Source organism: Streptomyces sp. NPDC086080 (genome assembly GCF_044540255.1).
Classification (GTDB): Bacteria; Actinomycetota; Actinomycetes; order Streptomycetales; family Streptomycetaceae; genus Streptomyces.
On record NZ_JBITRU010000003.1, the window covers coordinates 374,967 to 400,120 of the forward strand.

Below are 25,154 nucleotides of genomic sequence, written 5' to 3' on the forward strand. Positions count from 1 at the left end.
GTTATACGCCCTGGCTGACAGAGCTCATATGGAAATCGGGGATGCGCAGCGCGGGCATCGCGGCCCGGGTGAACCAGTCGCCCCACTCCCTGGGCAGCGTCTTCTCGGTCCGGCCCGCCTCGCTCGCCCGGCCCAGCAGGTCCACCGGCGACTCGTTGAACCGGAAGTTGTTGACCTCCCCGATGACCTCGCCGTTCTCGACGAGGTAGACCCCGTCCCGGGTGAGCCCCGTGAGCAGCAGTGTCGCCGGGTCGACCTCGCGGATGTACCACAGGCAGGTCAGCAGCAGCCCACGCCCGGTGGCCGCGACCATCTCCTCCAGCGAACGGTCCTCGCCCCCGTCCAGGATCAGGTTGTCGATCGCGGGCGCCGTCGGCAGCCCGGTCAGACCCGCGCTGTGCCTGCTCGTCGTCAGCCGGTTCAGCTCACCCGCGCGGATCCACTCCGTGGCCGTCAGCGGCAGCCCGTTGTCGAACACCGACTGGTCGCCCCCGGAGGAGTGCGCGATCACGAACGGAGCCGACTGCAGACCCGGCTCGTCCGGGTCGCTGCGCAGGGTCAGCGGCAGGTCGGTCAGCCTCTCGCCGACCCGGGTGCCGCCGCCCGGCTTCGAGAACACGGTGCGCCCCTCGGCCGCGTCCCGCCCGGAGGCCGACCACAGCTGGTAGATCAGCAGGTCCGCCACCGCGGTCGGCGGCAGCAGCGTCTCGTACCGGCCCGCGGGCAGCTCGATACGGCGCTCGGCCCAGCCCAGGCGTACGGCCAGCTCGGCGTCGAGTTCCGCCGGGTCGACGTCCTTGAAGTCCCGTGTGGACCGCCCCGCCCAGGCCGACCGCTTACGGTCCGGCGACTTGGCGTTCAGCTCCAGCGTGCCGTTCGGCTGGTCGTGCCGCAGGCGCAGCCCCGCCGACGTGCCGAGATAACTGGAGACCAGCTCGTGGTTGGCGAAGCCGTACAGCTCCCGGCCGCCGGTTTGCGCGCGGGCGAACGCCTCGCCGAGCGCCGGAGCGAAGTCGGCGAACACGGCGGAGGAGGTCTCCGCCGGTGCCTCGCCGAAGTCGGGTGACGGCTCCACCCCCGTGACCAGCGGCTGCGCGTCTTCGGCAGGCCCCGCGCCCCGCGCGGCGGCTTCGGCAGCCCGCACCAGGGGCTCCAGCTCGTCGACCGTCACCGCCGACCGGGACACCACCCCGGAGGCCGTGCCCTGCGCGCCGTCCACCGTGGCGATCACGGTGAGCGTGCGCCCGCGCGTGACCCCGTTCGTGGTGAGCGCGTTGCCCGCCCAGCGCAGATTGGCGGTGGACTCCTCGTCGGCGATCACGACACAGCCGTCGGCCCGGGACAGTTCGAGCGCGCGCTCGACGATCTCGTGCGGCTTGCTGGAACGCGCGCTCATCGCCCGGCCTCCTGGGTCGTATTGAGGCTGTGCTTTCCCGGGGGACGACCCCCGGACCCCCAGCCGGTCCCGGTGCTGACGCTCATCGCCCGGCCTCCTGCGTCGTATTGAGGATGTTGACTCCCTTGAAGAGGGCGGACGGGCAGCCGTGCGAGACCGCCGCGACCTGCCCCGGCTGGGCCTTGCCGCAGTTGAAGGCGCCGCCCAGGACATATGTCTGGGGGCCGCCGACCGCCGCCATGGAACCCCAGAAGTCCGTGGTCGTGGCCTGGTACGCGACGTCCCGCAGTTGCCCCGCCAGCCGCCCGTTCTCGATCCGGTAGAAGCGCTGCCCGGTGAACTGGAAGTTGTACCGCTGCATGTCGATCGACCACGACCGGTCACCGACCACGTAGATGCCCCGGTCGACGCCCCCGATCAGGTCCTCCGTCGACATCCCGGCCGGGTCCGGCCGCAGTGACACATTGGCCATGCGCTGCACCGGCACATGGCCGGGGGAGTCCGCGAACGCGCACCCGTTCGACCGCTCGAAGCCGGTCAGCCGCGCGATCCGCCGGTCCAGCTGGTAGCCGACCAGCGTGCCGTCCCTCACCAGGTCCCAGGTCTGCGCCTCGACGCCCTCGTCGTCGTAGCCGACGGTCGCCAGCCCGTGCTCGGCGGTGCGGTCGCCGGTGACGTTCATCAGCTCGGAGCCGTACCTGAGCTTGCCCAGCTGGTCGAAGGTGGCGAACGACGTCCCCGCGTATGCCGCCTCGTAGCCGAGCGCCCGGTCCAGCTCGGTGGCGTGCCCGATGGACTCGTGGATGGTCAGCCACAGGTTGGAGGGGTCCACCACCAGGTCGTACAGTCCCGCCTCGACGCTCGGCGCCCGCATCTTCTCGGCCAGCAGTTCCGGGATCCGCTCCAGTTCGTCGTCCCAGTCCCAGCCGGTGCCCGTCAGATACTCCCAGCCGCGGCCGACCGGCGGCGCGATGGTCCGCATCGAGTCGAACTCCCCGCTGGAGTCGTCGACGGACACGGCCGTGAACGCCGGATGCAGCCGCACCCGCTGCTGAGTCGTCACGGTCCCGGCGGTGTCCGCGTAGAACTTGTTCTCGTGCACGGTCAGCAGCGAGGCGTCGACATGGTCCACCCCGCTCGCCGCCAGCAGTCGCGCGCTCCACTCGGCCAGCAGCTCGGCCTTCTCCGTGTCGGGCACGGTGAACGGATCGACCTCGTACGACGACACCCATGTCTTCTCGGAGTGCACCGGCTCATCGGCCAGCTCCACCCTCTCGTCCGACCCCGCCGCCCGGATCACCTGCGCGGACAGCTTCGCCATCGCCACGGCCTGCGAGGCGACCTTGGCGGCAGCGTCGGGGGTCAGATCAACCCCGGACGCGAACCCCCAGGTCCCGCCGTGCACCACGCGCACCGCGTACCCGAGGTCGGTGGTGTCCGACGACCCGGCAGGCTTGGCGTCCCGGAACCGCCAGGACGCATTGCGCACCCGCTCCAGGCGAAAGTCCGCGTGTTCCGCCCCGAGCGCCCGCGCACGGGCCAGCGCGGCGTCGGCGAGGGGGCGCAGAGGTAGTGCCAGGAACGACTGATCGACTTCATGGGGCACGAGTGGGAATTCCCTTCGGGCGCTCGCTGACGGACCGTCGGAGGCAGTGAACCACGACTTGTCCGAACACACCCTGCGTGAACGGTCGGACGAAGACGCCAGGAGCCTCCGCGCCGCATCGCATGCCGGCCGGGACGGTGGAGGCGCAATCTCGCGACGCGCCGAAGGGCCCTCGGCTCACGCGCCGGGTATGACGGACTGACGGGACGGCTGAACTGTAGGAACCCGACAGGAGGCCACGGGAGGCACTGTCGGTGCCCCAATGTCCCGCGACGGGTGCGGACCGATAGGTTTTCGGTGAAGCCGCCTGCCCTCGCCGCCCGTCGTCCGGGCGTTCGGGCGGGAAGAACCGCTATCGAAAGGGTGATCCGTTGAGCCGCTCGGTTCTCGTCACCGGAGGCAACCGGGGCATCGGCCTCGCCATCGCCCGCGCGTTCGCCGACACCGGCGACAAGGTCGCCATCACGTACCGCTCGGGGGAGCCGCCCGAGGGCTTCCTCGCCGTCAGATGCGACATCACCGACACCGAGCAGGTGGAGCAGGCCTACAAGGAGATCGAGGAGGCCCACGGGCCCGTCGAGATCCTGATCGCCAACGCGGGCATCACCAAGGACCAGCTGCTGATGCGCATGTCCGAGGAGGACTTCACCTCGGTCGTCGAGACCAACCTCACCGGCACCTTCCGGGTCGTCAAACGTGCCAACCGGGGCATGCTGCGCGCCAAGAAGGGCCGCGTCGTCCTGATCTCCTCGGTGGTCGGCCTGCTCGGCTCCGCGGGGCAGGCGAACTACGCCGCCTCCAAGGCCGGCCTGGTCGGTTTCGCGCGCTCCCTCGCCCGTGAGCTGGGTTCGCGCAACATCACCTTCAATGTCGTCGCGCCCGGCTTCGTCGACACCGACATGACCCGGGAGCTCAGCGAGGAGCAGCAGACGAAGATCCTCGCGCAGGTGCCGCTCGCCCGGTACGCGCGGCCCGAGGAGATCGCCGCGACCGTGCGGTTCCTGGCCTCGGACGAGGCCTCGTACATCACTGGAGCCGTCATTCCCGTTGACGGCGGACTGGGAATGGGTCACTGAAACACCATGAGCGGAATTCTTGAGGGCAAGCGCGTCCTGATCACCGGTGTGCTGACGGAGGCGTCCATCGCCTTCCACACCGCCAAGCTGGCCCAGGAGCAGGGCGCCGAGGTCATCCTCACCGCGTTCCCCCGGCCCACTCTGACCGAGCGCATCGCCAAGAAGCTGCCCGCGCCGGCCAAGGTCATCGAGCTCGACGTCACCAACGACGAGCACCTGGGCCGCCTGGCCGACGTCGTCGGCGAGGAGCTGGGCGGCCTCGACGGCGTCGTGCACTCCATCGGCTTCGCGCCGCAGGACGCGCTCGGCGGCAACTTCCTCAACACGCCGTTCGAGTCGGTCGCCACGGCCATGCACGTCTCGGCGTTCTCCCTGAAGTCGCTGACCATGGCCTGCCTGCCGCTGATGCAGAACGGCGGCTCGGTCGTCGGCCTCACCTTCGACGCGCAGTACGCCTGGCCGCAGTACGACTGGATGGGCCCGGCCAAGGCCGCCCTGGAGGCGACCAGCCGCTACATGGCGCGTGACCTGGGCAAGCAGAACATCCGCTGCAACCTCGTCTCCGCGGGCCCGCTCGGTTCCATGGCGGCCAAGTCCATCCCGGGCTTCGGCGAGCTGGCCTCGGTGTGGGACAACCGTTCCCCGCTGGAGTGGGACCTGACGGACCCGGAGCCGGCCGGCCGTGGTGTCGTCGCCCTGCTGAGCGACTGGTTCCCGAAGACCACGGGTGAGATCGTCCACGTGGACGGCGGTCTGCACGCCGTCGGCGCCTGACCGTACGCCTCACGAGGGCCCGCGTCCCGGAAGGGGCACGGGCCCTCCGGCATGAGCGTGCGGCCGCCCGGGAGCGTCCGGAGCGAGCGGTCAGCCCTCGGCCGGCGGACCGAACCGGCCCGGACGGCACACGAGCGGGTGGGCGGCGGCCTCCTCGGCCGCCGTCGCCGCGTCACCGGCGCGGATCGCGTCCACCAGCCGCCCGTGGTCCATGCGCGCCTCGGAGGACATGTCCCCGCCCACGTCGCCGCGCAGCCAGTCCCGCAGCACCTCGCTCAGGTCCGCGTACATCGTGGTCATCACGTCGTTGTGCGCGGCGGCCACGACGGCCAGGTGGAACGTGGCGTCCGCCGCCACGAACGCCTCGGCGTCCCCCGCCTCCCAGGTCTCCTCCCGGCGCAGCAGCAGGGTGTCGATCTGCTTGAGGTCCTTCTCCGTGCGCCGCTCGGCGGCCATCCGCGCGGCGGCCGACTCCAGGGTCGAACGCAGTTCGGCGATGTGCCGGGGGTCGGCGTCGGCGAAACGGCGGTGCATCACGCCCGCCAGCTCGCTCGTGGCCACCACGTACGTGCCCGAGCCCTGACGGATGTCCAGCAGCCCGTTGTGGGCCAGCGCGCGGACGGCCTCGCGGACCGTGTTGCGGGCCACCCCCAGCTGCTCGACCAGCTCCGGCTCCGTGGGGATGCGCGTGCCGACCGGCCACTCACCCGAGGTGATCTGCGCCCGCAGAGCGGTGATGACCTGCTCGGACAGCGCCGAACGGCGCGGATGGATCAGAGGCATGACACACCTTCGCACGATTGGGTCCCGGCACGGTTCCCTTTCCGCCATGGACAGCCAATCATCCCATGATTCTATGATGGGCCCCATGGCTCGTGAGGAAACCCGGACGACGCCCCCGTCCACGACCGCACACCCGCCGGGCGCGTCCGAGGCGCGCAAGCCCGCCGGGGGCGCCGCCGCGCCGGCATGGCGGAAGCGGCTGATCGTCGCCGGCATCGTGCTCGCCGCGGTGAACCTCCGTCCCGCCATCACCAGCCTCGGCGCGCTGCTGGAGGAAGTCCGCGACGGGCTCGGTATGAGCGGCAGCGTCGCCGGACTGCTCACGTCCGTGCCCGCGCTCTGCTTCGCGGTCTTCGGTGTCACCGCGCCCCGCCTGGCCCGCCGCTTCGGGGCGGGTGCGGTGGTCTGCGCCGGAATGGCCGCCATCGGCGCCGGCCTGCTGATACGCCCGTACGCCGGCGGCACGGCGGCCTTCCTGGCGGCCAGCGCCCTCGCCCTGATGGGCATCGCCGTCAGCAACGTCCTGATGCCGGTCATCGTCAAGCGCTGGTTCCCCGACCGGGTCGGCTCCATGACCGGCCTGTACTCCATGGCGCTCGCCCTGGGGACCGCCACGGCGGCCGCGGTGACCGTGCCGGTGACCGGTGCGCTGGACGGGAACTGGCGGTCCGGCCTCGCCGTGTGGGCGGGCCTGGCGGCCGTCGCCGTACTGCCGTGGATCCCCTTCGTACGGGAACGGCGTGGGGCGTCGGCCGACCGCGCGCCCGCGCGGGACGGGGCGGAGCACACGCGGGACGGGCAGGCCCTCGCCGATGGGGCCGGCCTGCGCATCACCCGTAGCCGTACCGCGTGGGCGCTGGCCGTCTTCTTCGGCCTCCAGGCCACCGCCGCCTACATCACCATGGGGTGGATGGCGCAGGTCTTCCGGGACGCGGGCGTCCCCGCGGGCACGGCCGGACTGCTCCTCGCGGTCATCATGGTGATGGGCGTCCCGCTGGCGTTCGTCATACCGCGCCTCGCCACCCGGCTGCCCCGCCAGGGCCCGATCGTGCTCGTGCTGGGGGTGAGCGGCCTTGTCGGCTATGCGGGCCTGTACCTCGCACCTGCCGCCGGTGCCTGGGCCTGGGCCGTGCTGCTGGGCATCGCCGGCTGTGCCTTTCCGCTGGCGCTCACCATGGTCGGGATGCGGGCCAGGACCAGCGCGGGCGTGGCTCAGTTGTCCGCCTTCGCGCAGAGCGCCGGTTATCTGATCTCCATCCCGGGGCCGCTCCTGGTGGGCGTGCTCTACCAGCACAGCGGCGGCTGGGGGCTGCCGCTCGCCCTGATGGCCGGCCTGATGATCCCGCAGGTGATCGCCGGCGTCCTGGCGGGCCGCGACCGCACGGTGGAGGACGAGGCGGCGCAGGGCTGAGCGGGGGCGGACGCACTCGCCTCCGCGTGCGCCCCTGCCCGCGCCCGTGCGCCGCCGCCCGCGCCGTCGCATCCACCGGCGCGAGACCCCGGGGCCGGCCGCGGGCGGGGAAGGTGCGAGACTTGCCGTATGCCAGTCCTCGACCCGAACCCGCAGAACGGCCAGCGGAAGCTGCTGCTCGTCCTCGGCGCCTTCTTCGCCATCTTCCTCTTCATCGGCGTGATCGCGACCGTCCTCGCCCCGTGACGGCGTCCGGCGCCCCGCCCGGGGACCATGGTGGTGCTGGCACCCCTATCCCCTAGGGGGCCAGGCTCAGGGTCAAGTGGGTGGGTCACCGGATGGGTTGAGGCCCGCACGATCCGTACCTTCGAGATGTGGCCGCGTAGAGCGGGCCACGGACGGACGAAGAGCGGAGGCCCCCATGTCGGCGCGCACGCACACCCGGCCCCATCCGGCCCCCCGGGGCGGCGTCGACCCCCGGCTGCCGTGGTGGGCCCTGGCCCTGCCCCTGCTCGCCTTCGTGGCACTGCTCACCCTGATCCTCAACCCCTCCGATGCCCAGGCGGCCGCGGGCGAGCCCACGATCACCCACCTCGTCGAGCGCGCGCAGCAGCTCATAGCCCGCTGAACCGCCTCGGAAGGGCCGGTCAACTCCCTGCGCCCCGTGGCCTGTTTCGTGCGAAGCTGGGCTACATGAGCGTCGCAGAACCCCGCAGGATTGTCCTTTTCCGGCATGCGAAAGCCGACTGGCCCCCGGTGCCCGACCACGAGCGCCCCCTCGCCGAGCGGGGCCGCACGGATGCCGCGGTCGCCGGACGCAAGCTCGCCGATGCCGGTATCGCCTTCGATCTGGCCCTGTGCTCCACCTCGGTCCGGACCCGTGAGACCTGGAAACTAGCGGTCCACGAGCTCCCGCACCGACCGAAGACCGTGTACGAGGAGCGGATCTACGAGGCCTCGCCCGGCGAGCTGATCGCCCTGCTCAACGAAACCCCCGACGACGCGCAGAACGTCCTTCTGGTCGGCCACAACCCGGGCATCCAGGGACTCGCCGACATTCTGTCCGGCACGTCCGAGGGCGATGCCCGTGAGCGCATGAGCCGCCGCGGCTACCCGGCCGCGGCCTTCGCGATCGTGTCCTTCACCGGCTCCTGGAAGTCCCTCGAGCCCGGTGCCGGCACGCTGGCCGACTACTGGGCGCCGACCGAGTGATCCCGGGTCCCGGGTAGGCACGGGCCCGGCATCGGCATCCGCCGACGCCGGGCCCGTCCGTGCCGATGCCCGTACTCCCCGCCGTGCTCAGCCCAGGTCGAGCGTGTCCGCCGCCTCGACCTCTTCGCGCGTGATCCCCAGCAGGTAGAGGACCGTGTCCAGGAAGGGAAAGCTCACCGCCGTATGGGCGGCCTCGCGGACCACCGGCTTGGCGTTGAAGGCGACGCCCAGCCCCGCCGCGTTCAGCATGTCCAGGTCGTTCGCACCGTCACCGATCGCCACCGTCTGCGACAGCGGTACCCCCGCCTCGTCAGCGAACCGGCGCAGCAGTCGTGCCTTGCCCGCCCGGTCGACGATCTCGCCGGTCACCCGGCCGGTCAGCTTCCCGTCGACGACCTCCAGGGTGTTGGCCTGGGCGAAGTCCAGCCCCAGCCGCTCCTTCAGATCATCCGTGACCTGGGTGAAACCACCGGAGACCACACCCACTTGATAGCCGAGGCGCTTGAGCGTACGGATCAGGGTGCGGGCGCCCGGCGTCAGCCGCACCTCGCTGCGCACCTTGTCCACCACGGAGGCGTCCAGCCCCTCCAGCAGCGCCACGCGTGCGTGCAGCGACTGCTCGAAGTCCAGCTCCCCGCGCATCGCGGCCTCGGTCACCTCGGCGACCTTGTCCTCGCAGCCGGCGTGCGCGGCGAAGAGCTCGATCACCTCGTCCTGGATCAGCGTGGAGTCCACGTCCATGACGACCAGGCGCTGCGCCCGCCGGTACAGTCCCGCCCCGACCACGGCGATGTCGACCCCGAGCCTGGCGGCGTCGGTGACCAGCGCGGTGCGCAGCGGTTCCGTCTCCACGCCGGAGACCGCGAACTCCACCGCCGTCACCGGATACTTGGCCAGCCGGAAGATACGGTCGATGTTGCCGCCGGCCTGGGTGATCCGCGAGGCGATCGCCGCCGTCGCCTCCGAGGTGAGGGGGTGGCCCAGCACCGTGACCAGCGAGCGGCCGAGTCCGCGGGGACGGTTGTCGCCCCTGCCGGAGATGATCTCCGCCTGCATCTTCATCGACTCCGCCCAGCTGTGGACGGTGGCCCGCAGATCCCCTTCCAGGCCGCCCGACGGCTCGGTCACGAGCGCGCAGAGCACGATACGGCCACGGGTGACGACCTGCTCGATGTCGACCACGTCGACCGAGTAGGTGGCGAGGGTGTCGAAGAGGCCGGCCGTGATCCCCGGCCTGTCCCTGCCGAATATCTTGACCAGGAGAGTGGGAACGTCGGAGTTCTGCGATGCGCTCATGGTGCTCCCACCGTATCCGGCCCCCGGCGCCCCGCGCTCCCGAGGTCCGCCACCCGGACAGCCACACCCCTCGGGGATCGCCGGCTCCTCAAGCGCCGGAGGGGCAAGTCAGCCCCTCCGGCGTTTGAGGAGCGGGGTCTGGGGCGGAGCCCCAGGTCGGGACGGGAAGGGGCGGCGGGGGCGAAAGAAGACTGGTCACGGCGGTGGCGGTGGCGGTGGCGGCGGAGGTCCCTCGTCCGGCCACAGGGGCGGCCGCTCGACCTGGCCAGGGCCTTCCACGTCCCCGGGCCGAGTGCCTCGCCGAGGCCCACGCCGGCGGACCGGCCCCACGGGGCCGATCACGGTGGGCGCACCGGAGACATCCCCCTGGCCGTCACCGGGAGCCGGCGGAACGGGCGGCCTCAGCGCCTCCGACGGCACCCGCAGATACGGATTGGTGTCCGGGTTGGGCGGCCGATGGGGAGCCCGCGGCGCATACGGCCCGGCCCGCGTCACGTCCCCCCGCTCCCCGGCCTCCCCGGCCTCCCCGACGTCCATGTCCCCCCGCCCTCCGGCCTCCGTGTCCCCCCGCGCCAGGGCCGCCGCCCGCACCCCCGCCGCCCCGCATGCCCAGGCCAGCAGCGCCCCGGCCGTACCCGCGCCCGCACCCCACACCGCCCCCAGCAGCAGCGCCGTACCGAGCTGCCCGCGCAGCTCGACGCCGGCGCCGAACGCGTCGAAGCCCAGCACGGACAGCGACGCGTGCGCGGACACCTCCGTCAGCCAGGCCAGCAGCGGCAGCGCCGACGCCGTGGCGACACCCAGGCACAGCGCACACCGCCCCGCGAAACCGGCCGCTCCCGGCCGCCCCGCCGCTCCCGGCCGCCCCGCCGGCACCGGCCGCCCCGCCGGCACCGGCGTCCGTACGGCCGTCAGCACCCCGGCCAGCAGCATCATCAGCGCGGCGGCCACCCCCAGCAGCCAGACCCGCCCGTCGAGCTCGGCCAGCCGCCCCAGCGTGACGGGCCGGTCGGAGCCGGCCCGCAGCAGGTCGTCCACGGGATGCGGCAGCACCCCGAGCAGCGCACCGCTCGCCTGCCCGTCCCAGGGCACGAACAGACCGATCGGTATCGCGAGCCACACACCGTTCGGCGCCCCCAGCAGCGCCGCCCCGGCGATCCGCCGGGGATGGTCGTCTCCGATCGCCGCGTACCCCGCGGCGGCGAGCCCCGCCACCACCGCCACCAGCAGCACCGTGACCACGGCGGACACCGCCGGCCGTACCACCCGGTGCACGGCGTCCCAGCCGCGCGGCAGCGGCGTACGGCGGGACGTCAGCAGCGCGACCAGCAGCACACCGGCCGACCAGCCCAGCCCACCGAGCAGCGTCGGCACCGTGTCGACGGTGAACCCGACCGCGGCCTCGGCGTCGATGAGATCACCGACCCGGTCCGGCAGCAGCCCTCCGACATCCCCCAGCCCCGGGATCTCGACGCCGCCACCGCCCACGCCCGGCAGATCGGCCGGCCCCAGCGAGCCCCCGTCGATGGTGATGACGTCGTGCCCGGCCCAGACAAGACCGCCCGTCATCGCCACGAACAGCGCGATCACCGCTCCCGCGCGGGCGAGGAGTTCGGCGGGGGAGACGACGGCTCCCGCCGCCCGGAGGGACCGCAGGAAGAAGTGCGACAGCAGCAGCGCCCCCACCAGGCCCACACCCAGCGGCGTGATGTCGACGGCCGTACTGGCTTCCGGGCCCGACAGTCCGAAGGCGGACACATCACCGGACGGCGTGACCGAACCACCCGCCGCCAGCGCCACCACGGCGGCGGTCATCGGACCCAGCGAACCGGCCGCGTCCGCGTCCAGCAGCCGCAGCCCGAGCGCCGCCGTCCCCGCCATCCCGATCAGCGCCCAGCTCACCGCGGCGACCGCGGACATGGTGACGTCGACCCACGGCACGCGTGCGCCGGACTCCGCGCCGACGCTCGTGACACCCCTCATGGCAGACCCCCCGATCCGCGGCGCGGCAAGAAGACCGCGCATGTCCCCCTCGCGTGGTTTACCACTCTCCGGGCCGATTTCAACCCCGCCGACGCACAACAGTGGATGCGTTGGTGCGCGCTCGTGACAAGGCCCGGCTTTCGGTCCGAGGGCCCCGCCTGAAATAGTTCCCCACGATGTTCGACATCCCTAGACTCCCTGTGATGGGGGAAACTCGGGGGACAACTCAGTGGGGCTGGAGTGCCGGAACTCGTACTGGAATCAAACGGACGGACCTGGACGCTCGATCCGTCCAGGGCTTACACCCTCGGACGCGATCCGCAGGGGGACGTCGTGCTGGACGACGCCAGGGTCTCCTGGCGTCATGCCACCATCAGCTTCAACGGGCGCAGTTGGGTCATCGAGGACCACGGCAGCACCAACGGCACGTTCGTGCAGGGGCAACGGATCCACCACCTGGAGTTCGGCTCCGACACGGTGCTGAACCTGGGCAACGCGACCGACGGGCCGCGCGTGACCCTCACCGGCGCCGCGGCCCCGGCCGCCACGCCACAGGCCCAGCCGCAGCAGCCGTACGCGGCTCAGGGCGCGAACGCCGGCTGGGCCCAGCAGACGCCGCAACAGCAGCCCGCCGGGCCCGGTTGGCAGCAGGCGGAACCGCAGCAGCCCGCGCCGCACATCCCGCAGCAGCAGGGCCCCGGCAGCGGCGCGGGGGCGCCGCCGGTCTACGGCGATCGCAGCCCCACCACGTTCCACCAGTTCTCCCTCGGCCGTGTGATGCGCATCGGCCGTGCGCTGGAGAACGACCTGGTCGTCTCCGACCTCCAGGTCTCCCGCAACCACGCGGAGTTCCACTCGACGCCCGACGGGCGCATGGAGATCCGCGACCTAGGCTCGCACAACGGCACGTACGTCAACGGTCTGCCGATCACCAAGGGCGGCTCGCAACTGCTCGGCCCCGCCGACATCGTGGGCGTCGGCCATTCGACGTTCCGGATCGTCGGGGACCGGCTCGAGGAGTTCGTCGACACCGGTGAGGTGTCCTTCTCCGCCCGTCACCTGACCGTCACGGTCGACGGCGGCAAGCAGATCCTCAAGGACGTCTCCTTCGGCGTCCCCGAGAAGTCCCTGATCGCTGTCATCGGACCGTCCGGCTCCGGCAAGTCGACCCTGCTCAAGGCGCTCACCGGCTACCGGCCCGCCGACCAGGGCGAGGTCCTGTACGACAACCGGAACCTCTACAAGCAGTTCGCCGAACTGCGCCAGCGCATCGGTCTGGTCCCGCAAGACGACATCCTGCACAAGGAACTGACCGTCAAGAAGGCCCTCACGTACGCGGCCAAGCTCCGCTTCCCGGCCGACACCACGGCCGCCGAGCGCAACGCCCGCATCGACGAGGTGCTGCGCGAGCTCAAGCTGGACATCCACAAGGAGAAGAAGGTCACCTCCCTCTCCGGAGGCCAGCGCAAGCGCGTCTCGGTGGCGCTGGAGCTGCTCACCAAGCCGTCGCTGATCTTCCTGGACGAGCCGACCTCCGGCCTCGACCCGGGCATGGACCGTGACGTCATGCAGCTGCTGCGCGGCCTCGCCGACGACGGCCGCACCGTCCTCGTCGTCACCCACTCGGTGGCCGAGCTGGCGATCTGCGACAAGCTGCTGGTGATGGCGCCGGGCGGCTCGGTCGCCTACTTCGGCCCGCCCGAGGAGGCGCTGAACTTCTTCGGCTACGACACCTGGGCCGACGTGTTCTCCGCCTTCGAGAACTACCGCGACTACGACTGGGCGGGCCGCTGGAAGGGCTCGCAGCACTATCAGATGTACGCCGCGGACATCGACGCGGTCGCCCCGCAGTCCGTACAGGTTCCGGCGATGCAGGCCATGCGGCCACCGAAGCCGCAGAGCTGGATGTCGCAGTTCGTCACCCTGGTGCGCCGCTACGTCTCGGTGATCGTCTCCGACAAGGGCTTCCTCGCCCTGATGGTGATCCTGCCGGCCGTGCTCGGCGCGGTCAGCCTGCTCATCGACGCGGACCGGGGCCTGCTGCCCAATCCGCCGAATCCGGAGACCGGCCGGGTCATCCCGAACGGCACCGCGACCACGGTGCTGCTGATCCTCGCCGTCGGCGCCTGTTTCGCGGGCGCCGCGAACTCCGTACGTGAGCTGATCAAGGAACGGGTCATCTACGAGCGGGAGCGCGCCACCGGCCTGTCCCGCTCGGCGTATCTGATGTCGAAGGTGTTCGTGCTCGGCATGATCACCGTGCTGCAGGGCCTGCTGGTGGGTGCGATCGGCTTCTCCAGCCGGGAGATCCCGGAGGAGGGGCTGGTCTTCGGCGGCTTCACGATGCTGGAGCTCTCCGTGCCGATCATGGCGCTCGGCTTCACCTCGATGATGTTCGGCCTGATCATCTCCTCGCTGGTGAAGACCGCCGAGAAGACCATGCCGCTGCTGGTGATGTTCGCGATCATCCAGGTCGTCTTCACCGGCTGTCTGTTCGCGCTGCACGGCTCGATCGGCGTCAACCAGTTCTCGTTCCTGATGCCGTCGCGCTGGGCGGTCGCCGCCTCGGGCGCCACGCTGGACTTCAACAAGATCAGCCCGCCGGAGTCGGTCGGCGACACCGATCCGCTGTGGGAGCACACGGTCGGGACCTGGGTGATGGACATGGGCGCGCTGATCGTCCTCGGCGTGGTCTGCGGCTTCTTCGTGGCCCGTTTCCTGCGCCGTCACGAGCCCGAGGTCATGCGCAACTGATCCGCGCCGGACAGCCCCGAAGGGCGGCACCCCGTCAGGTGGGTGCCGCCCTTCGGCGTCTGTGTTCGCGAGAAGAGGTCCGCGCCGACCTCAGTACGCGCTGTCGACGTTGTCCATAGTGCCGTACTTGTCCGCCGCGTAGTTGCAGGCGGCGGTGATGTTGGCCACTGGGTCGTAGATGTTCTTCGAGGTGCCCGGGACGTGGTAGGCCTCGAACGTCGGCGGGATCACCTGCAGCAGCCCCTTGGACGGGATGCCGTTCTTGGCGTTGACGTCCCAGAGGTTGATCGCCTTCGGGTTGCCGGAGGACTCCCGGATGATGTTGCGGTGGATGCCCTCGTAGGAGCCGGGGATGCCGTGCTTCTTCATGATGGCGAGGGACTCGCGGATCCAGCCGTCCAGGGTGTTGCCGTAGGTCTTGGGAGCGGCCTTCTTCACCTCGGCGCGCTCGGCGGCGCGGCTGGTGGACTCCTCGGTCTGGCGGGCCTTCTCGGCCTTGGCCTTCGCGGCGGCAGCGGCTGCGGCCTTCTTCTTGGCGGCGGCCTGCGCCGCGGCCTCCTTCTTCGCCGCGATCTGCTCGATCTTGATGCTGGAAGCGGCGTCCCGGTCGGTGACCCCGGCCTTGACATCCTGGATCGGCTCGGTGCGGTACGTGACCTTCGCCTCGGGGGCGGAGGCGGCCTCGGCCGGGCCGGCCGTGGACGCGTTGCTCGGTACGGCGGAGAGACCGATGGCGGCGGCACCGAGCGCGGCGACACCGGCCACGGCGAGCTTGTGGTGACGGGTCAGCGCACGACTATGGCCACGGGTGAGGATGTTCTTGGACATGGGGGACGGACCTCTTCGAATAGCGCGGAGGTCGCTCGACGTCCGGTGTGGACAGGGTGCTTCCTGCACAGACGCCGCGGATCGATGTCCACGGCGCGAGCGACGCAGCCATTCTTAGCGGCCGCAAAATGGCGTGGCAAAGATGTGACGTACGAAGCCGGGTAGTGGACAGGGGAGGGGTAAACCGGGGCAGAAGGTGCAGTACGCCCCGCTCATGCGGGCGGTATGTCACTCCTACTCCCCTTCGTACGTGATGTGCGCCCTATGCCCGGCCTCACATCGGCCGCCCCTCGCTCTCACCGATAGTTGCTGGGGCAACGCGCTGTGTGAGGAGGCCCCCGGGGGTGCCGCCATCCCCGGTCCGTGGTCCTACGCCGACGGACGCGCCACCGGACCGGCGGACGTAGGACCATGGTCCGGCCGACGGCCGCCACCTGCCCGATCCGCACGGTCAGGGCCCGCCGGTACCGTGAGGAACATGAGCCACGGCCCCCGGTCCGGCCTCGCCGCGGTGAGTTCCGCGTTGCTGGCCATGAGCAGGCACCTCGAGGTGCGCGACGTCCTCAAGACGATCGTCGCCTCGGCCCGCGAACTCCTCGATGCCCAGTACGCCGCCCTCGGCGTACCCGACGACCACGGTGGTTTCGCCCAGTTCGTGGTCGACGGCGTCGGCGACGACCAGTGGAAGGCCATCGGCCCCCTCCCGCGCCAGCACGGCATCCTCGCCGCGATGCTCAGGGAGGCCACACCGCAGCGCCTCGCCGACGTACGCCGCGACCCACGCTTCGAGGGCTGGCCCAGCGCCCACCCCGACCTGGTCGACTTCCTCGGCCTGCCCGTCCGCGACGGCGACGAGGTCATCGGCGCCCTGTTCCTGGCCAACAAGAAGTGTTCCAAGCCCGAGGGCACCTGCGGCTTCACCGAGGACGACGAGGAACTGCTCGCCATCCTCGCCCAGCACGCCGCGATCGCCCTCACCAACGCCCGGCTGTACGAACGAAGCCGCGAACTGACCATCGCCGAGGAACGCTCCCGCCTCGCCCACGAGCTCCACGACGCCGTCAGCCAGAAACTCTTCTCCCTGCGGCTCACCGCCCAGGCCGCCGCCCGCCTCGTCGACCGTGACCCCTCCCGGGCCAAGGACGAACTCCAGCAGGTGGCCGGCCTCGCCGCCGAGGCCGTCGACGAACTGCGCGCGGTGGTCGTCGAACTGCGCCCCGCGGCTCTCGACGAGGACGGCCTGGTCGCCACGCTCCGCACACAGGTTCAGGTCCTCGACCGCGCCCACACCGCGCGTGTCACCTTCACCTGCCACGGCGTACGCGCGCTGCCCGCGGCCCAGGAGGAAGCGGTGCTGCGCGTCGCTCAGGAGGCCCTGCACAACGCCCTGCGGCACTCCGGGTGCGAACACGTCGATGTCACCCTGGAACGCCGCGGCGGCGGGGCGGTCCTTCGGATCGACGACGACGGCAGTGGCTTCGACCCGCGCGTAGTCCGCCACGCGGGCCGCCATCTGGGGCTCGTCTCCATGCGGGACCGGGCGAGTGGGGTCGGCGGCAGGCTGACCGTGGAATCGGCGCCCGGCAAGGGCACCACCATCGAGATGGAGGTCCCCGGTGGCTGACGCGATCAAGGTGCTGCTGGTCGACGATCACCAGGTGGTACGCCGGGGCCTGCGCACCTTCCTCGAGGTGCAGGGCGACATCGAGGTCGTCGGCGAGGCGGCGGACGGCGCGGAAGGGGTAGCCCTGGCGGAGGAGCTGGGACCCGACGTCATCCTCATGGACGTCAAGATGCCGGGCATGGACGGCATCGACGCCCTGCGCCGGCTCCGCGAACTGGACCACCCCGCGCGCGTGCTGATCGTCACCAGCTTCACCGAGCAGCGCACGGTCGTCCCCGCCCTCCGCGCGGGCGCCGCCGGTTACGTGTACAAGGACATCGATCCCGACGCGCTCGCCGGAGCCATCCGTTCCGTGCATGCCGGGCACGTCCTGCTCCAGGCGGAGGTGGCCGGCGCGCTGCTGTCCCAGGAGGAGACCGGCTCGGGCCCCGGACGCGGGGGTTCCCTCACGGAGCGGGAGCGTGAAGTACTCGGGCTCATCGCGGACGGCCGGGCCAACCGGGAGATCGCCCGTGCCCTGGTGCTCTCCGAGAAGACCGTGAAGACCCACGTCTCGAACATTCTGATGAAGCTCGACCTGGCGGACCGCACCCAGGCCGCCCTGTGGGCCGTACGTCACGGCCTCAGCGGCTGACCCCGGACGCGGACGCCTGCGGCCAGGCGGAAGGTTCCCCTCCGGTGCGAGATTCATACCGTAGTGGGAATGTCCCCCGGACGGCCGTATCCCTCGTCGGCTCCGGGCGTTCTCCAGTGCACGCTGCGGCGCCTGCCGCAGTCATCGCGAGGAGGGCTCGGAAAGTGAAGAACCTGAAGAAGGCAGCGGCCGTGACGATGGTGGCCGGCGGTCTGCTCGCCGCCGGCACGGGGATGGCCTCCGCCACCGACGGCAGCCACGCCGACGGCAAGGCCGTGGGCTCCCCGGGCGTCGTCTCCGGCAACGTCATCCAGGTCCCGGTCGACGTCCCGGTCAACGTGTCCGGCAACAGCGTCAATGTCATCGGCCTGCTGAACCCGGCCTTCGGCAACACCGCCGTCAACCACTGACACCCCCCAGCCCCGGCCGCCCGGCCCCACCCCGGCGCCCGGGGCTCCCCCCTACCCCCACCCAACCCGCCCCACGCCCCCACTCCCCACGCTTCCCGCGCTGCGCCTCCGCCGCCCTCCGCGGGCCCCCACTCCCCACGCTTCCCGCGCTGCGCCTCCGCCGCCCTCCGCGGGCCCGCCGTGCCGCGCCATCGCCGCCCTCCGCGGGCAGTCGTGCCGCTGGGGCGGCACGGGTGGGCGCGACGGCACCCCGCAAGCGCCGGGCTGCGCTACCCACCCCCGGCCAGCCCCCACACAGCAGCACCCCGCGAACCCGGGCCCCGCAGACCACCTCCGCCCCGCCCCACCACCCGCACCGAGCCAACGAGCCAACGAGCCAACGAGCCACCGACCCCTCACCCCACCCCCCGCTCCTCCACAACGGAGTTGTACGCGGCGACCAAAGCCCGCCGAGCCGTCCGCTCCACCGGCCGCAACGCCCCCGCCCGCGCCGACATCTCCGACGCGCTCACCGCACCCCCGTGCCCCACACCCCCCGCCAGCGAAACCAACGCCCCCACCCGCTGCGCCAGCTCCAGCACCCGCACCGCCCGAGGCGGATACCCCGGCGCCAGAACCTCCCGCCCCCGCGAGGCCGACGCCCGCGCCCGGTACGCGTCGATCGCCGCCTCCGCCACCGGCCCCGACCCGGCCACATCCAGCCGCGTCAGCACCTCGGTCGCGTCCCGCAACGCCTCCGCCAGCTCCCGCTCCGCCTCTCCTAGCGAGGGCACATCGGCCGGCGGCGCCTCCCGCACCGGCAGACAGTGCCAGACGACCTCGACGTGCACATCACCGTCGGGCCCGGCCTCGTACACCTCCGGCACCAGGCCCAGCGCGGCCCCCGAGCAGACCACCGCCTCCTCCGCCTCCAGCGCCCGCGCGTTGAATTCCGGCGGCCCGCTCAGCCCCAGCGGATGCCCCGGCGCCGGCAGAGCCACCCGCAGCCCGCTCACCCCGAGCGCCCGCAGCCGTCCCAGCGCCAGCGTGAGCCCCACCGGAGCGGACTCACCCGGCAGCCCCGTCACCCGGTGCACCGCGTCCTCCCCGACGATGGCGAGCACGGCGTCATCCGGCGAGACGAGTCCGGCGAACAGGGCGTTTCCCCAAGCGGCAAGTCGCCCGGAGCGAGGTTCGGAAAGCATGCGTACACCCTAGACAGCCACCAAGAACCGGACCGGAGGAATGTCCGGGTCGACCGGTGGCGTAGATTTCATGATGGGCTGCGCCCACGGGTGCGGCGGACCGACCCACCAGGCGTACGCGACTGCCGAGACCGGCCACACTGCAAGGGGAGACAACGCGCTCATGAGCGATGTTCTGGAGCTTCAGGACGTATCCGTGGTCCGTGAGGGCCGGGCTCTGGTGGACCAGGTCTCCTGGTCGGTCAAGGAGGGCGAGCGCTGGGTCATCCTGGGACCGAACGGCGCCGGCAAGACCACCCTCCTCAACCTCGCGTCCAGCTACCTCTACCCCAGCAAGGGCACCGCCACCATCCTCGGCGAGACCCTCGGCAAGCCCGGCACCGACGTCTTCGAGCTGCGCCCCCGCATCGGCGTGGCCGGCATCGCCATGGCCGACAAGCTCCCCAAGAAGCAGACCGTCCTGCAGACCGTGCTCACCGCCGCCTACGGCATGACCGCCGGCTGGCAGGAAGAGTACGAGGAGATCGACGAGCAGCGCGCCCGCGCCTTCCTCGACCGCCTCGGCATGTCCGAATACCTGGACCGCAAGTTCGGCACCCTCTCCGAGGGCGAGCGCAAGCGCACCCTCATCGCCCGCGCCCTGATGACCGACCCCGAGCTGCTGCTCCTCGACGAGCCCGCCGCGGGCCTCGACCTCGGCGGCCGGGAGGACCTCGTACGCCGCCTCGGCCGGCTCGCCCGCGACCCGATCGCCCCCTCCATGATCATGGTGACGCACCACGTCGAGGAGATCGCCCCGGGCTTCACCCACGTCCTGATGGTCCGCCAGGGCAAGGTCCTCGCGGCCGGCCCGCTGGAGCTCGAACTCACCTCCCGCAACCTCTCCCTCTGCTTCGGCCTTCCGCTCGTCGTCGAACAGGTCGGCGACCGCTGGACCGCCCAGGGCCTCCCGATGGCCTGAACCCCACAGAGAATCAAGACCCGTAGCCGCACGGCGCGTTCAAACTGATCGGCGCCCTGTCGGCGACCGGGTGCGCGGTCCTACCATGTGCATGTGGACATCGACGCATGGCTGTGGTGGCTGATCGGCGCGACACTACTCGGCATCGGGCTCGTGATCACCGCGATGCCCGAACTCGGCATGCTCGCGGTCGGCGCCGTGGCCGCGGCGCTGGTCTCCGGCATCTTCGGCGGCGGAGCCGTCGCCCAGGTCGTGGTCTTCACCGTCGTCTCGACCGCGCTCATCGCTCTCGTACGCCCCATCGCACGCAGACAGCGCGCCCAGCGGCCCGAGTTCGCCAGCGGCGTGGACGCCCTGAAGGGCAAACGGGCCGTCGTCCTGGAGCGCGTCGACGGATCCGGCGGCCGGATCAAACTGGCCGGCGAGGTCTGGTCGGCACGCGCCCTCGAAGCGGGCCAGGCCTATGAAGCGGGCCAGGAAGTGGACGTGGTGGACATCGAGGGAGCCACGGCCGTCATCATGTGACCCCCGCGACACAACTGAGCCGAACAACCTCCCAGTTGCACCGATGGTCTGTCAGACTCGACCAGCAAGATCTTCGACCGCGAGATCTTCCACAGGCAACAAGACGCCGTAGGCGCCGAGGCTAAGAAGGGTTCGGGGAACCGACGATGGAACCGATCATCATCGTCCTGATCATCCTGGTGGTGTTGGTCTTCATCGCCCTGATCAAGACGATCCAAGTCATCCCACAGGCCAGCGCGGCCATCGTCGAGCGCTTCGGCCGCTACACACGGACACTCAACGCGGGCCTCAACATCGTCGTCCCGTTCATCGACACCATCCGCAACCGCATCGACCTGCGCGAACAGGTCGTCCCCTTCCCGCCCCAGCCGGTCATCACCCAGGACAACCTGGTCGTCAACATCGACACCGTCATCTACTACCAGGTGACCGACGCCCGGGCCGCCACCTACGAGGTCGCCAGCTACATCCAGGCCATCGAGCAGCTCACCGTCACCACCCTGCGCAACATCATCGGGGGCATGGACCTCGAGCGGACCCTCACCTCCCGCGAGGAGATCAACGCGGCGCTGCGCGGCGTCCTCGACGAGGCCACCGGCAAGTGGGGCATCCGCGTCAACCGCGTCGAGCTCAAGGCCATCGAACCGCCCACCTCCATCCAGGATTCGATGGAGAAGCAGATGCGCGCCGACCGTGACAAGCGCGCCGCCATCCTCCAGGCCGAAGGCGTCCGGCAGTCCGAGATCCTGCGCGCCGAGGGCGAGAAGCAGTCCCAGATCCTGCGCGCCGAAGGTGAGGCCAAGGCAGCGGCCCTGCGCGCGGAGGGAGAGGCCCAGGCCGTCCGTACGGTCTTCGAGGCCATCCACGCCGGCGACCCGGACCAGAAGCTGCTGTCCTACCAGTACCTCCAGATGCTCCCGAAGATCGCCGAGGGCGACGCCAACAAGCTCTGGATCGTCCCCAGCGAAATCGGCGACGCCCTCAAGGGCCTCTCCGGCGCGATGGGCAACTTCGGAGGGCTGGGCGGCAACGGTGCCCCGACCCCCAACGTCCCCGCCCAGGAACGCCGCGAAAAGCCGTCGATCGACTAGGGAAACCGTGGTGGCTCACGTTCCCCGCACCCTCAGGGGTGCGGGGCCGTGTCAGTCCACGCCTCCGTGGCCCAGCCGTCACGCGGCGTCGAGAGCCAACCACTCGGGCAACGCCTCGAACTCCGCGGCGCCCAGCGCCAACAGCATCGCATCGGCCGGTGTCGGCTCGAACGGCGCCCGCAGCAACGGCATACCCGCCTGCTCAGGCGTCCGATTCGCCTTCCGGTGGTTGTCCTGCGCACACGACGCCACCGTGTTCAGCCAGGTGTCCTGCCCACCGTGCGACCTCGGCACCACATGGTCCACCGTGGTGGCCCGCCGTCCGCAGTACGCGCACCGGTGCCGGTCCCGTACCAGAACGCCCCGCCTCGACCACGGCGCTTGTCTTCGGAACGGCACCCTCACGTAATGGCAGAGCCTGATCACCCGGGGCGCCGGTATGTCGACAGCGGCTCCACGCATCCGCAGTTCGGGGTGGGCCTGCTCGACGACGGCCTTGTCCTGAAGCACCAGAACGACGGCTCGGTTCAGCGTCACCGTCGACAACGGCTCGAAGCTCGCGTTCAGCACCAGCGTGTCCCGCATACCAGCCCACCTCCTGTGTGCACCGGCCCACCCCTCGGCGGGCTGGGATCAACTCTGGCCGGGCACGCCGAGATGGACAACGCAATATCCATCGCTCCTGCGGGAGGTGACCCCCGCGACCTCCGGCAACAAAAATGCCCGCCCCTGATCAATTCCAAGACCAGGGACGGGCAAACGTTCGATGAACGCCCGGGGCCGCTCGGACCCCTCAGGACGACGCGGGCACCTCGTACTCACCGACCAGATGAGCGCGGGCGATCGTGTGGAAGCGCAGGTTGAAGCCCACGGCGGCGGGAGAGGCATCCGAGTCCGGGCCCAGCTTCTCCGTATCCACGGCGTACACCGTGAACACATACCGGTGCGGCCCGTCCCCGGGCGGCGGCGCGGCCCCGCCGAAGTCCTTGCTGCCGTAGTCGTTGCGCGCGTGGACGGCACCCTCCGGCAGACCTTCGAACGAGCCGCTGCCCGCACCGGCCGGCAGTTCGGTCACCGAGGCCGGGATGTCGAACACCACCCAGTGCCAGAACCCGCTGCCCGTCGGGGCGTCCGGGTCGTAGCAGGTCACGGCGAAGCTCTTGGCCTCCGGCGGGAAACCCTCCCAGCGCAGCTGCGGCGAGGTGTTGCCGGCCGCGTGGACCTGAGCATCCTTGAGCGGTGCTCCCTGCGTCACATCGTCGCTCGTCACCGTGAACGACGGCACGGGCGGATGGAAGTCGTGGGGGAGCGGCCGCCGCTTGAGCTCGGTCACCTCGGTACCTCCTGATCGTCTGCGTTCGGTCGGAACCGAGCCTAGAACCAGTTGCGCTTGCTGCCGACCTCCGACAGCCACTGGTTGAGGTACGCCGCCCAGTCGGTCCCCTGGTAGTCGTTCAGCCCCACCTTGAAGGAACGGAAGGTGTCACTGCCCTCGCTGAAAAGACCCGGCCTCTTGTCCATCTCCAGCACGACATCCATGGCCTGCTCGTCGGCCACGAAGCTCAGCTCGACCTGGTTCAGCCCCCGGTACTGCTGCGGCGGGAAGAATTCGATCTCCTGGTAGAACGGCAGCCTCTGCCGGGTGCCGCGGATCTGACCACGTTCCATGTCGGCACTCTTGAAGCGGAAGCCCAGCTGGATGAACGCGTCCAGGATCGCCTTCTGCGCCGGCAGCGGGTGCACGTTGATCGGGTCCAGGTCACCGGAGTCAATGGCTCGCGCGATGGCCAGCTCGGTGGTCACACCGATGTTCATCCCGCGCAGCGGCTGCCCGTCGATCATCGTGATCGGCGTTTCCCAGGGGATCTCCAGCCCGAACGGCACCGCGTGCACGGCACCCGCCTGCAGCTCGAAGGCCCCGCCCAGCGACGACTTCGTGAACTCGATGTTCTGCTTGTACTCCTCGTCGCCGCTCTCCACCTCGACCTTGGCCTGCAGACCGACCGACAGACCCTCGATCTGCTGGTTCACGGACCCGCCCTGGATCCGCACCTCGCCCTGGACGACCCCGCCCGGGACGACGTTGACCTCGTGCAGCTCCGTCTCGACCGAGGCCCCGCCGGCTCCCAGACTCGCCAGCAGCTTCTTGAACGCCATGTCTCTCCCCTTTGTCGTCCTGCCATTGCTTCTGTGCAAGGACCGCTGATCCCTAACAACGCGATCCGGCCGTGGCCGGTTCCGTCGACCCTCACCCTGACAAGTACGACGTCCCGTGACCACCCCGGGGCACCGGCCGTCTGCAGTACCCTCGGACGCCATGATCGCGACCCCCGACCGTACGCCCCTGCCCAGGAACTTCGTCGACCGCCCCGCCCTGGTCCGGAGCACTCCGGACGGTCCGATCCACCTCCGCCTGACCGAGGCGGAGACATACGACGGTCCGAACGCCCCGGGCTCCCACGCTCACCGCGGCCGCACGGCCCGGCGGCCGGCATGAACATCGACTTCCTTGCCCACCCCGCTGAAGAGGTCGCCCCCAAGCTGCTCGGGAGCGTCCTCACCTGCAAGACCCCCGAGGGGACCGTGCGCATCGCCATCACGGAGACCGAGGCGTACTCCGGTACCGCTGACCCGGCTTCCCATGCCTACCGAGGCCGGACACCCCGCAACGCCGTCATGTTCGGACCCGCGGGACACCTGTACGTCTACCGGTCCCACGGCCTCCACTGGTGCGCCAACATCGTCACCGGGACGGACGGCATCGCCTCGGCCGTCCTCATCCGGGCCGGCAGGGTCATCGAGGGGGAAGACCTGGCACGCAAGCGACGAGGGGAGAGGGTCGAGAACCCACGGCTTGCCCGAGGTCCGGGGAACTTCTGCCAGGCACTCGGCATCACGGCGGAGCACAACGGCGCAGACCTCCTGACAGGTACCTCGGTCATGTTGTCCGAGGGCGAGTCGGTACCCGCCGCGCTCATCCAGGTCGGTCCTCGGGTAGGAGTGAGCAAGGCCCACGACTGGCAACACCGGTTCTACCTCGCCGGTGATCCAACGGTCTCGGCCTACCGACTGAGTCCGAGAGCCAAACCGCCCGCCGGAGCCTGAGCCGCTGTGCGCCGTGCTCCTGCTTGTTGTTGGCCTCTCCGGCGAGGGAGCTCTGCACACCTGGCGCCACAGGGTCGACAACGACCCGAGGGTGAGTCCGTACCGCGCTCATGTGCCACGGCGCCGCCGAAGTTGACTCGTCCTCGGAAGGTGCGTAATGTAGCCCGAGCCGCTTGACCCGGGTACGGCGATCGCCTGCAGCCGGAAGCGGCCAACCCACTACCTACGATCACCCCTCAGCGGGGTCGAATTCGTCATGTCAGCATGCCTGAATTCGATAACCGCAGCGCACGATTATGAATCGAGCGAGGGAATCGGCTAACGTAGTGAACGTCGAAAGGCCGACAGGTGAAAGTCATCGGCTCAACGGCAAAACCCGCCGACTGGGAATCAGGCCCGAAAGGATCTGATAGAGTCGGAAACGCAAGACCGAAGGGAAGCCCGGAGGAAAGCCCGAGAGGGTGAGTACAAAGGAAGCGTCCGTTCCTTGAGAACTCAACA

Annotated in this window: 24 protein-coding genes and 1 pseudogene; 15 read left to right on the forward strand and 10 right to left on the reverse strand. The window is 70.7% G+C overall.

Annotated elements, in window-relative coordinates; all coding sequences use genetic code 11:
- Position 1 precedes the first annotated feature (1 nt).
- A complete protein-coding gene (locus tag ACIF9R_RS05850) occupies positions 2-1,396 on the reverse strand; it encodes a metallopeptidase TldD-related protein (protein WP_399974859.1) in 1,395 nt (464 codons plus the stop codon).
- An 82-nt stretch (positions 1,397-1,478) separates the two neighbouring features.
- Complete coding sequence (locus tag ACIF9R_RS05855; RefSeq protein ID WP_399974862.1) at positions 1,479-3,002, reverse strand: TldD/PmbA family protein; 1,524 nt, start codon at positions 3,000-3,002, stop codon at positions 1,479-1,481.
- A gap of 371 nt (positions 3,003-3,373) precedes the next feature.
- Between ACIF9R_RS05855 and fabG the strand changes: the two genes are divergently transcribed.
- Both fabG and fabI read left to right on the forward strand, forming a co-directional pair.
- A complete protein-coding gene (gene fabG / locus ACIF9R_RS05860) occupies positions 3,374-4,078 on the forward strand; it encodes a 3-oxoacyl-[acyl-carrier-protein] reductase (RefSeq protein ID WP_399974865.1) in 705 nt (234 codons plus the stop codon).
- A 6-nt stretch (positions 4,079-4,084) separates the two neighbouring features.
- Positions 4,085-4,852, forward strand: coding sequence for an enoyl-ACP reductase FabI (gene fabI / locus ACIF9R_RS05865; protein ID WP_399974868.1), 768 nt, complete (start codon positions 4,085-4,087; stop codon positions 4,850-4,852).
- A gap of 90 nt (positions 4,853-4,942) precedes the next feature.
- On the opposite strand, the gene ACIF9R_RS05870 is transcribed toward fabI, so the two are convergent.
- On the reverse strand, positions 4,943-5,635 hold the full coding sequence (locus ACIF9R_RS05870; RefSeq protein ID WP_399974869.1) for a FadR/GntR family transcriptional regulator: 693 nt from the start codon (positions 5,633-5,635) through the stop codon (positions 4,943-4,945).
- Between the two features lie 73 nt (positions 5,636-5,708).
- On the opposite strand from ACIF9R_RS05870, the gene ACIF9R_RS05875 reads away from it, so the two are divergent.
- The 4 genes from ACIF9R_RS05875 to ACIF9R_RS05890 all read left to right on the forward strand — a co-directional run bounded on the left by ACIF9R_RS05875 (position 5,709) and on the right by ACIF9R_RS05890 (position 8,258).
- The gene (locus ACIF9R_RS05875; protein ID WP_399974872.1) at positions 5,709-7,046 is read left to right on the forward strand and encodes a CynX/NimT family MFS transporter; all 1,338 of its coding nucleotides are present in this window, start codon (positions 5,709-5,711) and stop codon (positions 7,044-7,046) included.
- 129 nt (positions 7,047-7,175) lie between these two features.
- Complete coding sequence (locus tag ACIF9R_RS05880) at positions 7,176-7,292, forward strand: SGM_5486 family transporter-associated protein (RefSeq protein ID WP_399974875.1); 117 nt, start codon at positions 7,176-7,178, stop codon at positions 7,290-7,292.
- Positions 7,293-7,467: 175 nt separating this feature from the next.
- On the forward strand, positions 7,468-7,674 hold the full coding sequence (locus ACIF9R_RS05885) for a hypothetical protein (protein ID WP_399974877.1): 207 nt from the start codon (positions 7,468-7,470) through the stop codon (positions 7,672-7,674).
- 65 nt (positions 7,675-7,739) lie between these two features.
- The gene (locus ACIF9R_RS05890) at positions 7,740-8,258 is read left to right on the forward strand and encodes a SixA phosphatase family protein (RefSeq protein WP_399974880.1); all 519 of its coding nucleotides are present in this window, start codon (positions 7,740-7,742) and stop codon (positions 8,256-8,258) included.
- Positions 8,259-8,345: 87 nt separating this feature from the next.
- Here the strand turns inward: ACIF9R_RS05890 and serB are convergent, their stop codons facing one another.
- Both serB and ACIF9R_RS05900 read right to left on the reverse strand, forming a co-directional pair.
- Positions 8,346-9,554: a phosphoserine phosphatase SerB gene (gene serB, locus ACIF9R_RS05895; RefSeq protein ID WP_399974884.1), complete on the reverse strand. Its 1,209-nt coding sequence runs from the start codon at positions 9,552-9,554 to the stop codon at positions 8,346-8,348.
- A 195-nt stretch (positions 9,555-9,749) separates the two neighbouring features.
- Positions 9,750-11,537, reverse strand: coding sequence for a streptophobe family protein (locus ACIF9R_RS05900; RefSeq protein WP_399974887.1), 1,788 nt, complete (start codon positions 11,535-11,537; stop codon positions 9,750-9,752).
- A 240-nt stretch (positions 11,538-11,777) separates the two neighbouring features.
- On the opposite strand from ACIF9R_RS05900, the gene ACIF9R_RS05905 reads away from it, so the two are divergent.
- Complete coding sequence (locus tag ACIF9R_RS05905) at positions 11,778-14,291, forward strand: FHA domain-containing protein (protein ID WP_399974890.1); 2,514 nt, start codon at positions 11,778-11,780, stop codon at positions 14,289-14,291.
- 90 nt (positions 14,292-14,381) lie between these two features.
- Here ACIF9R_RS05905 and ACIF9R_RS05910 read toward each other — a convergent pair whose 3' ends face one another.
- Positions 14,382-15,119 carry a transglycosylase SLT domain-containing protein gene (locus tag ACIF9R_RS05910; protein WP_399974892.1) on the reverse strand — a complete coding sequence of 246 codons (738 nt, stop codon included), beginning with the start codon at positions 15,117-15,119 and terminating at the stop codon, positions 14,382-14,384.
- A 478-nt stretch (positions 15,120-15,597) separates the two neighbouring features.
- On the opposite strand from ACIF9R_RS05910, the gene ACIF9R_RS05915 reads away from it, so the two are divergent.
- The 3 genes from ACIF9R_RS05915 (at position 15,598) to ACIF9R_RS05925 (ending at position 17,787) form a co-directional block, all read left to right on the forward strand.
- Positions 15,598-16,743: a GAF domain-containing sensor histidine kinase gene (locus ACIF9R_RS05915; protein ID WP_399974895.1), complete on the forward strand. Its 1,146-nt coding sequence runs from the start codon at positions 15,598-15,600 to the stop codon at positions 16,741-16,743.
- Positions 16,736-17,377, forward strand: a complete 642-nt coding sequence (locus ACIF9R_RS05920; RefSeq protein WP_399974898.1) for a response regulator — start codon at positions 16,736-16,738, stop codon at positions 17,375-17,377. The genes ACIF9R_RS05915 and ACIF9R_RS05920 overlap by 8 nt, the downstream gene beginning before the upstream one ends.
- A gap of 164 nt (positions 17,378-17,541) precedes the next feature.
- Complete coding sequence (locus tag ACIF9R_RS05925) at positions 17,542-17,787, forward strand: chaplin (RefSeq protein ID WP_399974901.1); 246 nt, start codon at positions 17,542-17,544, stop codon at positions 17,785-17,787.
- Positions 17,788-18,182: 395 nt separating this feature from the next.
- Here ACIF9R_RS05925 and ACIF9R_RS05930 read toward each other — a convergent pair whose 3' ends face one another.
- Complete coding sequence (locus ACIF9R_RS05930; protein WP_399974904.1) at positions 18,183-18,971, reverse strand: hypothetical protein; 789 nt, start codon at positions 18,969-18,971, stop codon at positions 18,183-18,185.
- Between the two features lie 163 nt (positions 18,972-19,134).
- Here ACIF9R_RS05930 and ACIF9R_RS05935 point away from each other — a divergent pair, with 163 nt between their 5' ends.
- The 3 genes from ACIF9R_RS05935 (at position 19,135) to ACIF9R_RS05945 (ending at position 21,548) form a co-directional block, all read left to right on the forward strand.
- Positions 19,135-19,932 carry an ABC transporter ATP-binding protein gene (locus tag ACIF9R_RS05935; protein WP_399974907.1) on the forward strand — a complete coding sequence of 266 codons (798 nt, stop codon included), beginning with the start codon at positions 19,135-19,137 and terminating at the stop codon, positions 19,930-19,932.
- Between the two features lie 93 nt (positions 19,933-20,025).
- Positions 20,026-20,457 carry an NfeD family protein gene (locus ACIF9R_RS05940; protein WP_399974910.1) on the forward strand — a complete coding sequence of 144 codons (432 nt, stop codon included), beginning with the start codon at positions 20,026-20,028 and terminating at the stop codon, positions 20,455-20,457.
- Positions 20,458-20,603: 146 nt separating this feature from the next.
- The gene (locus tag ACIF9R_RS05945; protein WP_399974913.1) at positions 20,604-21,548 is read left to right on the forward strand and encodes an SPFH domain-containing protein; all 945 of its coding nucleotides are present in this window, start codon (positions 20,604-20,606) and stop codon (positions 21,546-21,548) included.
- A 78-nt stretch (positions 21,549-21,626) separates the two neighbouring features.
- On the opposite strand, the gene ACIF9R_RS05950 is transcribed toward ACIF9R_RS05945, so the two are convergent.
- The 3 genes from ACIF9R_RS05950 to ACIF9R_RS05960 all read right to left on the reverse strand — a co-directional run bounded on the left by ACIF9R_RS05950 (position 21,627) and on the right by ACIF9R_RS05960 (position 23,705).
- On the reverse strand, positions 21,627-22,133 hold the full coding sequence (locus ACIF9R_RS05950; protein ID WP_399974916.1) for an HNH endonuclease: 507 nt from the start codon (positions 22,131-22,133) through the stop codon (positions 21,627-21,629).
- Between the two features lie 208 nt (positions 22,134-22,341).
- Positions 22,342-22,881 (reverse strand): YbhB/YbcL family Raf kinase inhibitor-like protein, encoded by a 540-nt coding sequence (locus ACIF9R_RS05955; protein WP_399974919.1) that lies wholly within the window; start codon positions 22,879-22,881, stop codon positions 22,342-22,344.
- A gap of 41 nt (positions 22,882-22,922) precedes the next feature.
- A complete protein-coding gene (locus ACIF9R_RS05960; protein WP_399974922.1) occupies positions 22,923-23,705 on the reverse strand; it encodes a sporulation protein in 783 nt (260 codons plus the stop codon).
- 160 nt (positions 23,706-23,865) lie between these two features.
- Between ACIF9R_RS05960 and ACIF9R_RS05965 the strand changes: the two are divergent.
- Together ACIF9R_RS05965 and ACIF9R_RS05970 are read left to right on the forward strand one after the other, a co-directional pair.
- Positions 23,866-24,030: pseudogene (locus ACIF9R_RS05965) on the forward strand (3-methyladenine DNA glycosylase); the annotation flags it as partial.
- Positions 24,031-24,041: 11 nt separating this feature from the next.
- Positions 24,042-24,653, forward strand: coding sequence for a DNA-3-methyladenine glycosylase (locus tag ACIF9R_RS05970; protein WP_399974925.1), 612 nt, complete (start codon positions 24,042-24,044; stop codon positions 24,651-24,653).
- Positions 24,654-25,154: the final 501 nt, after the last annotated feature.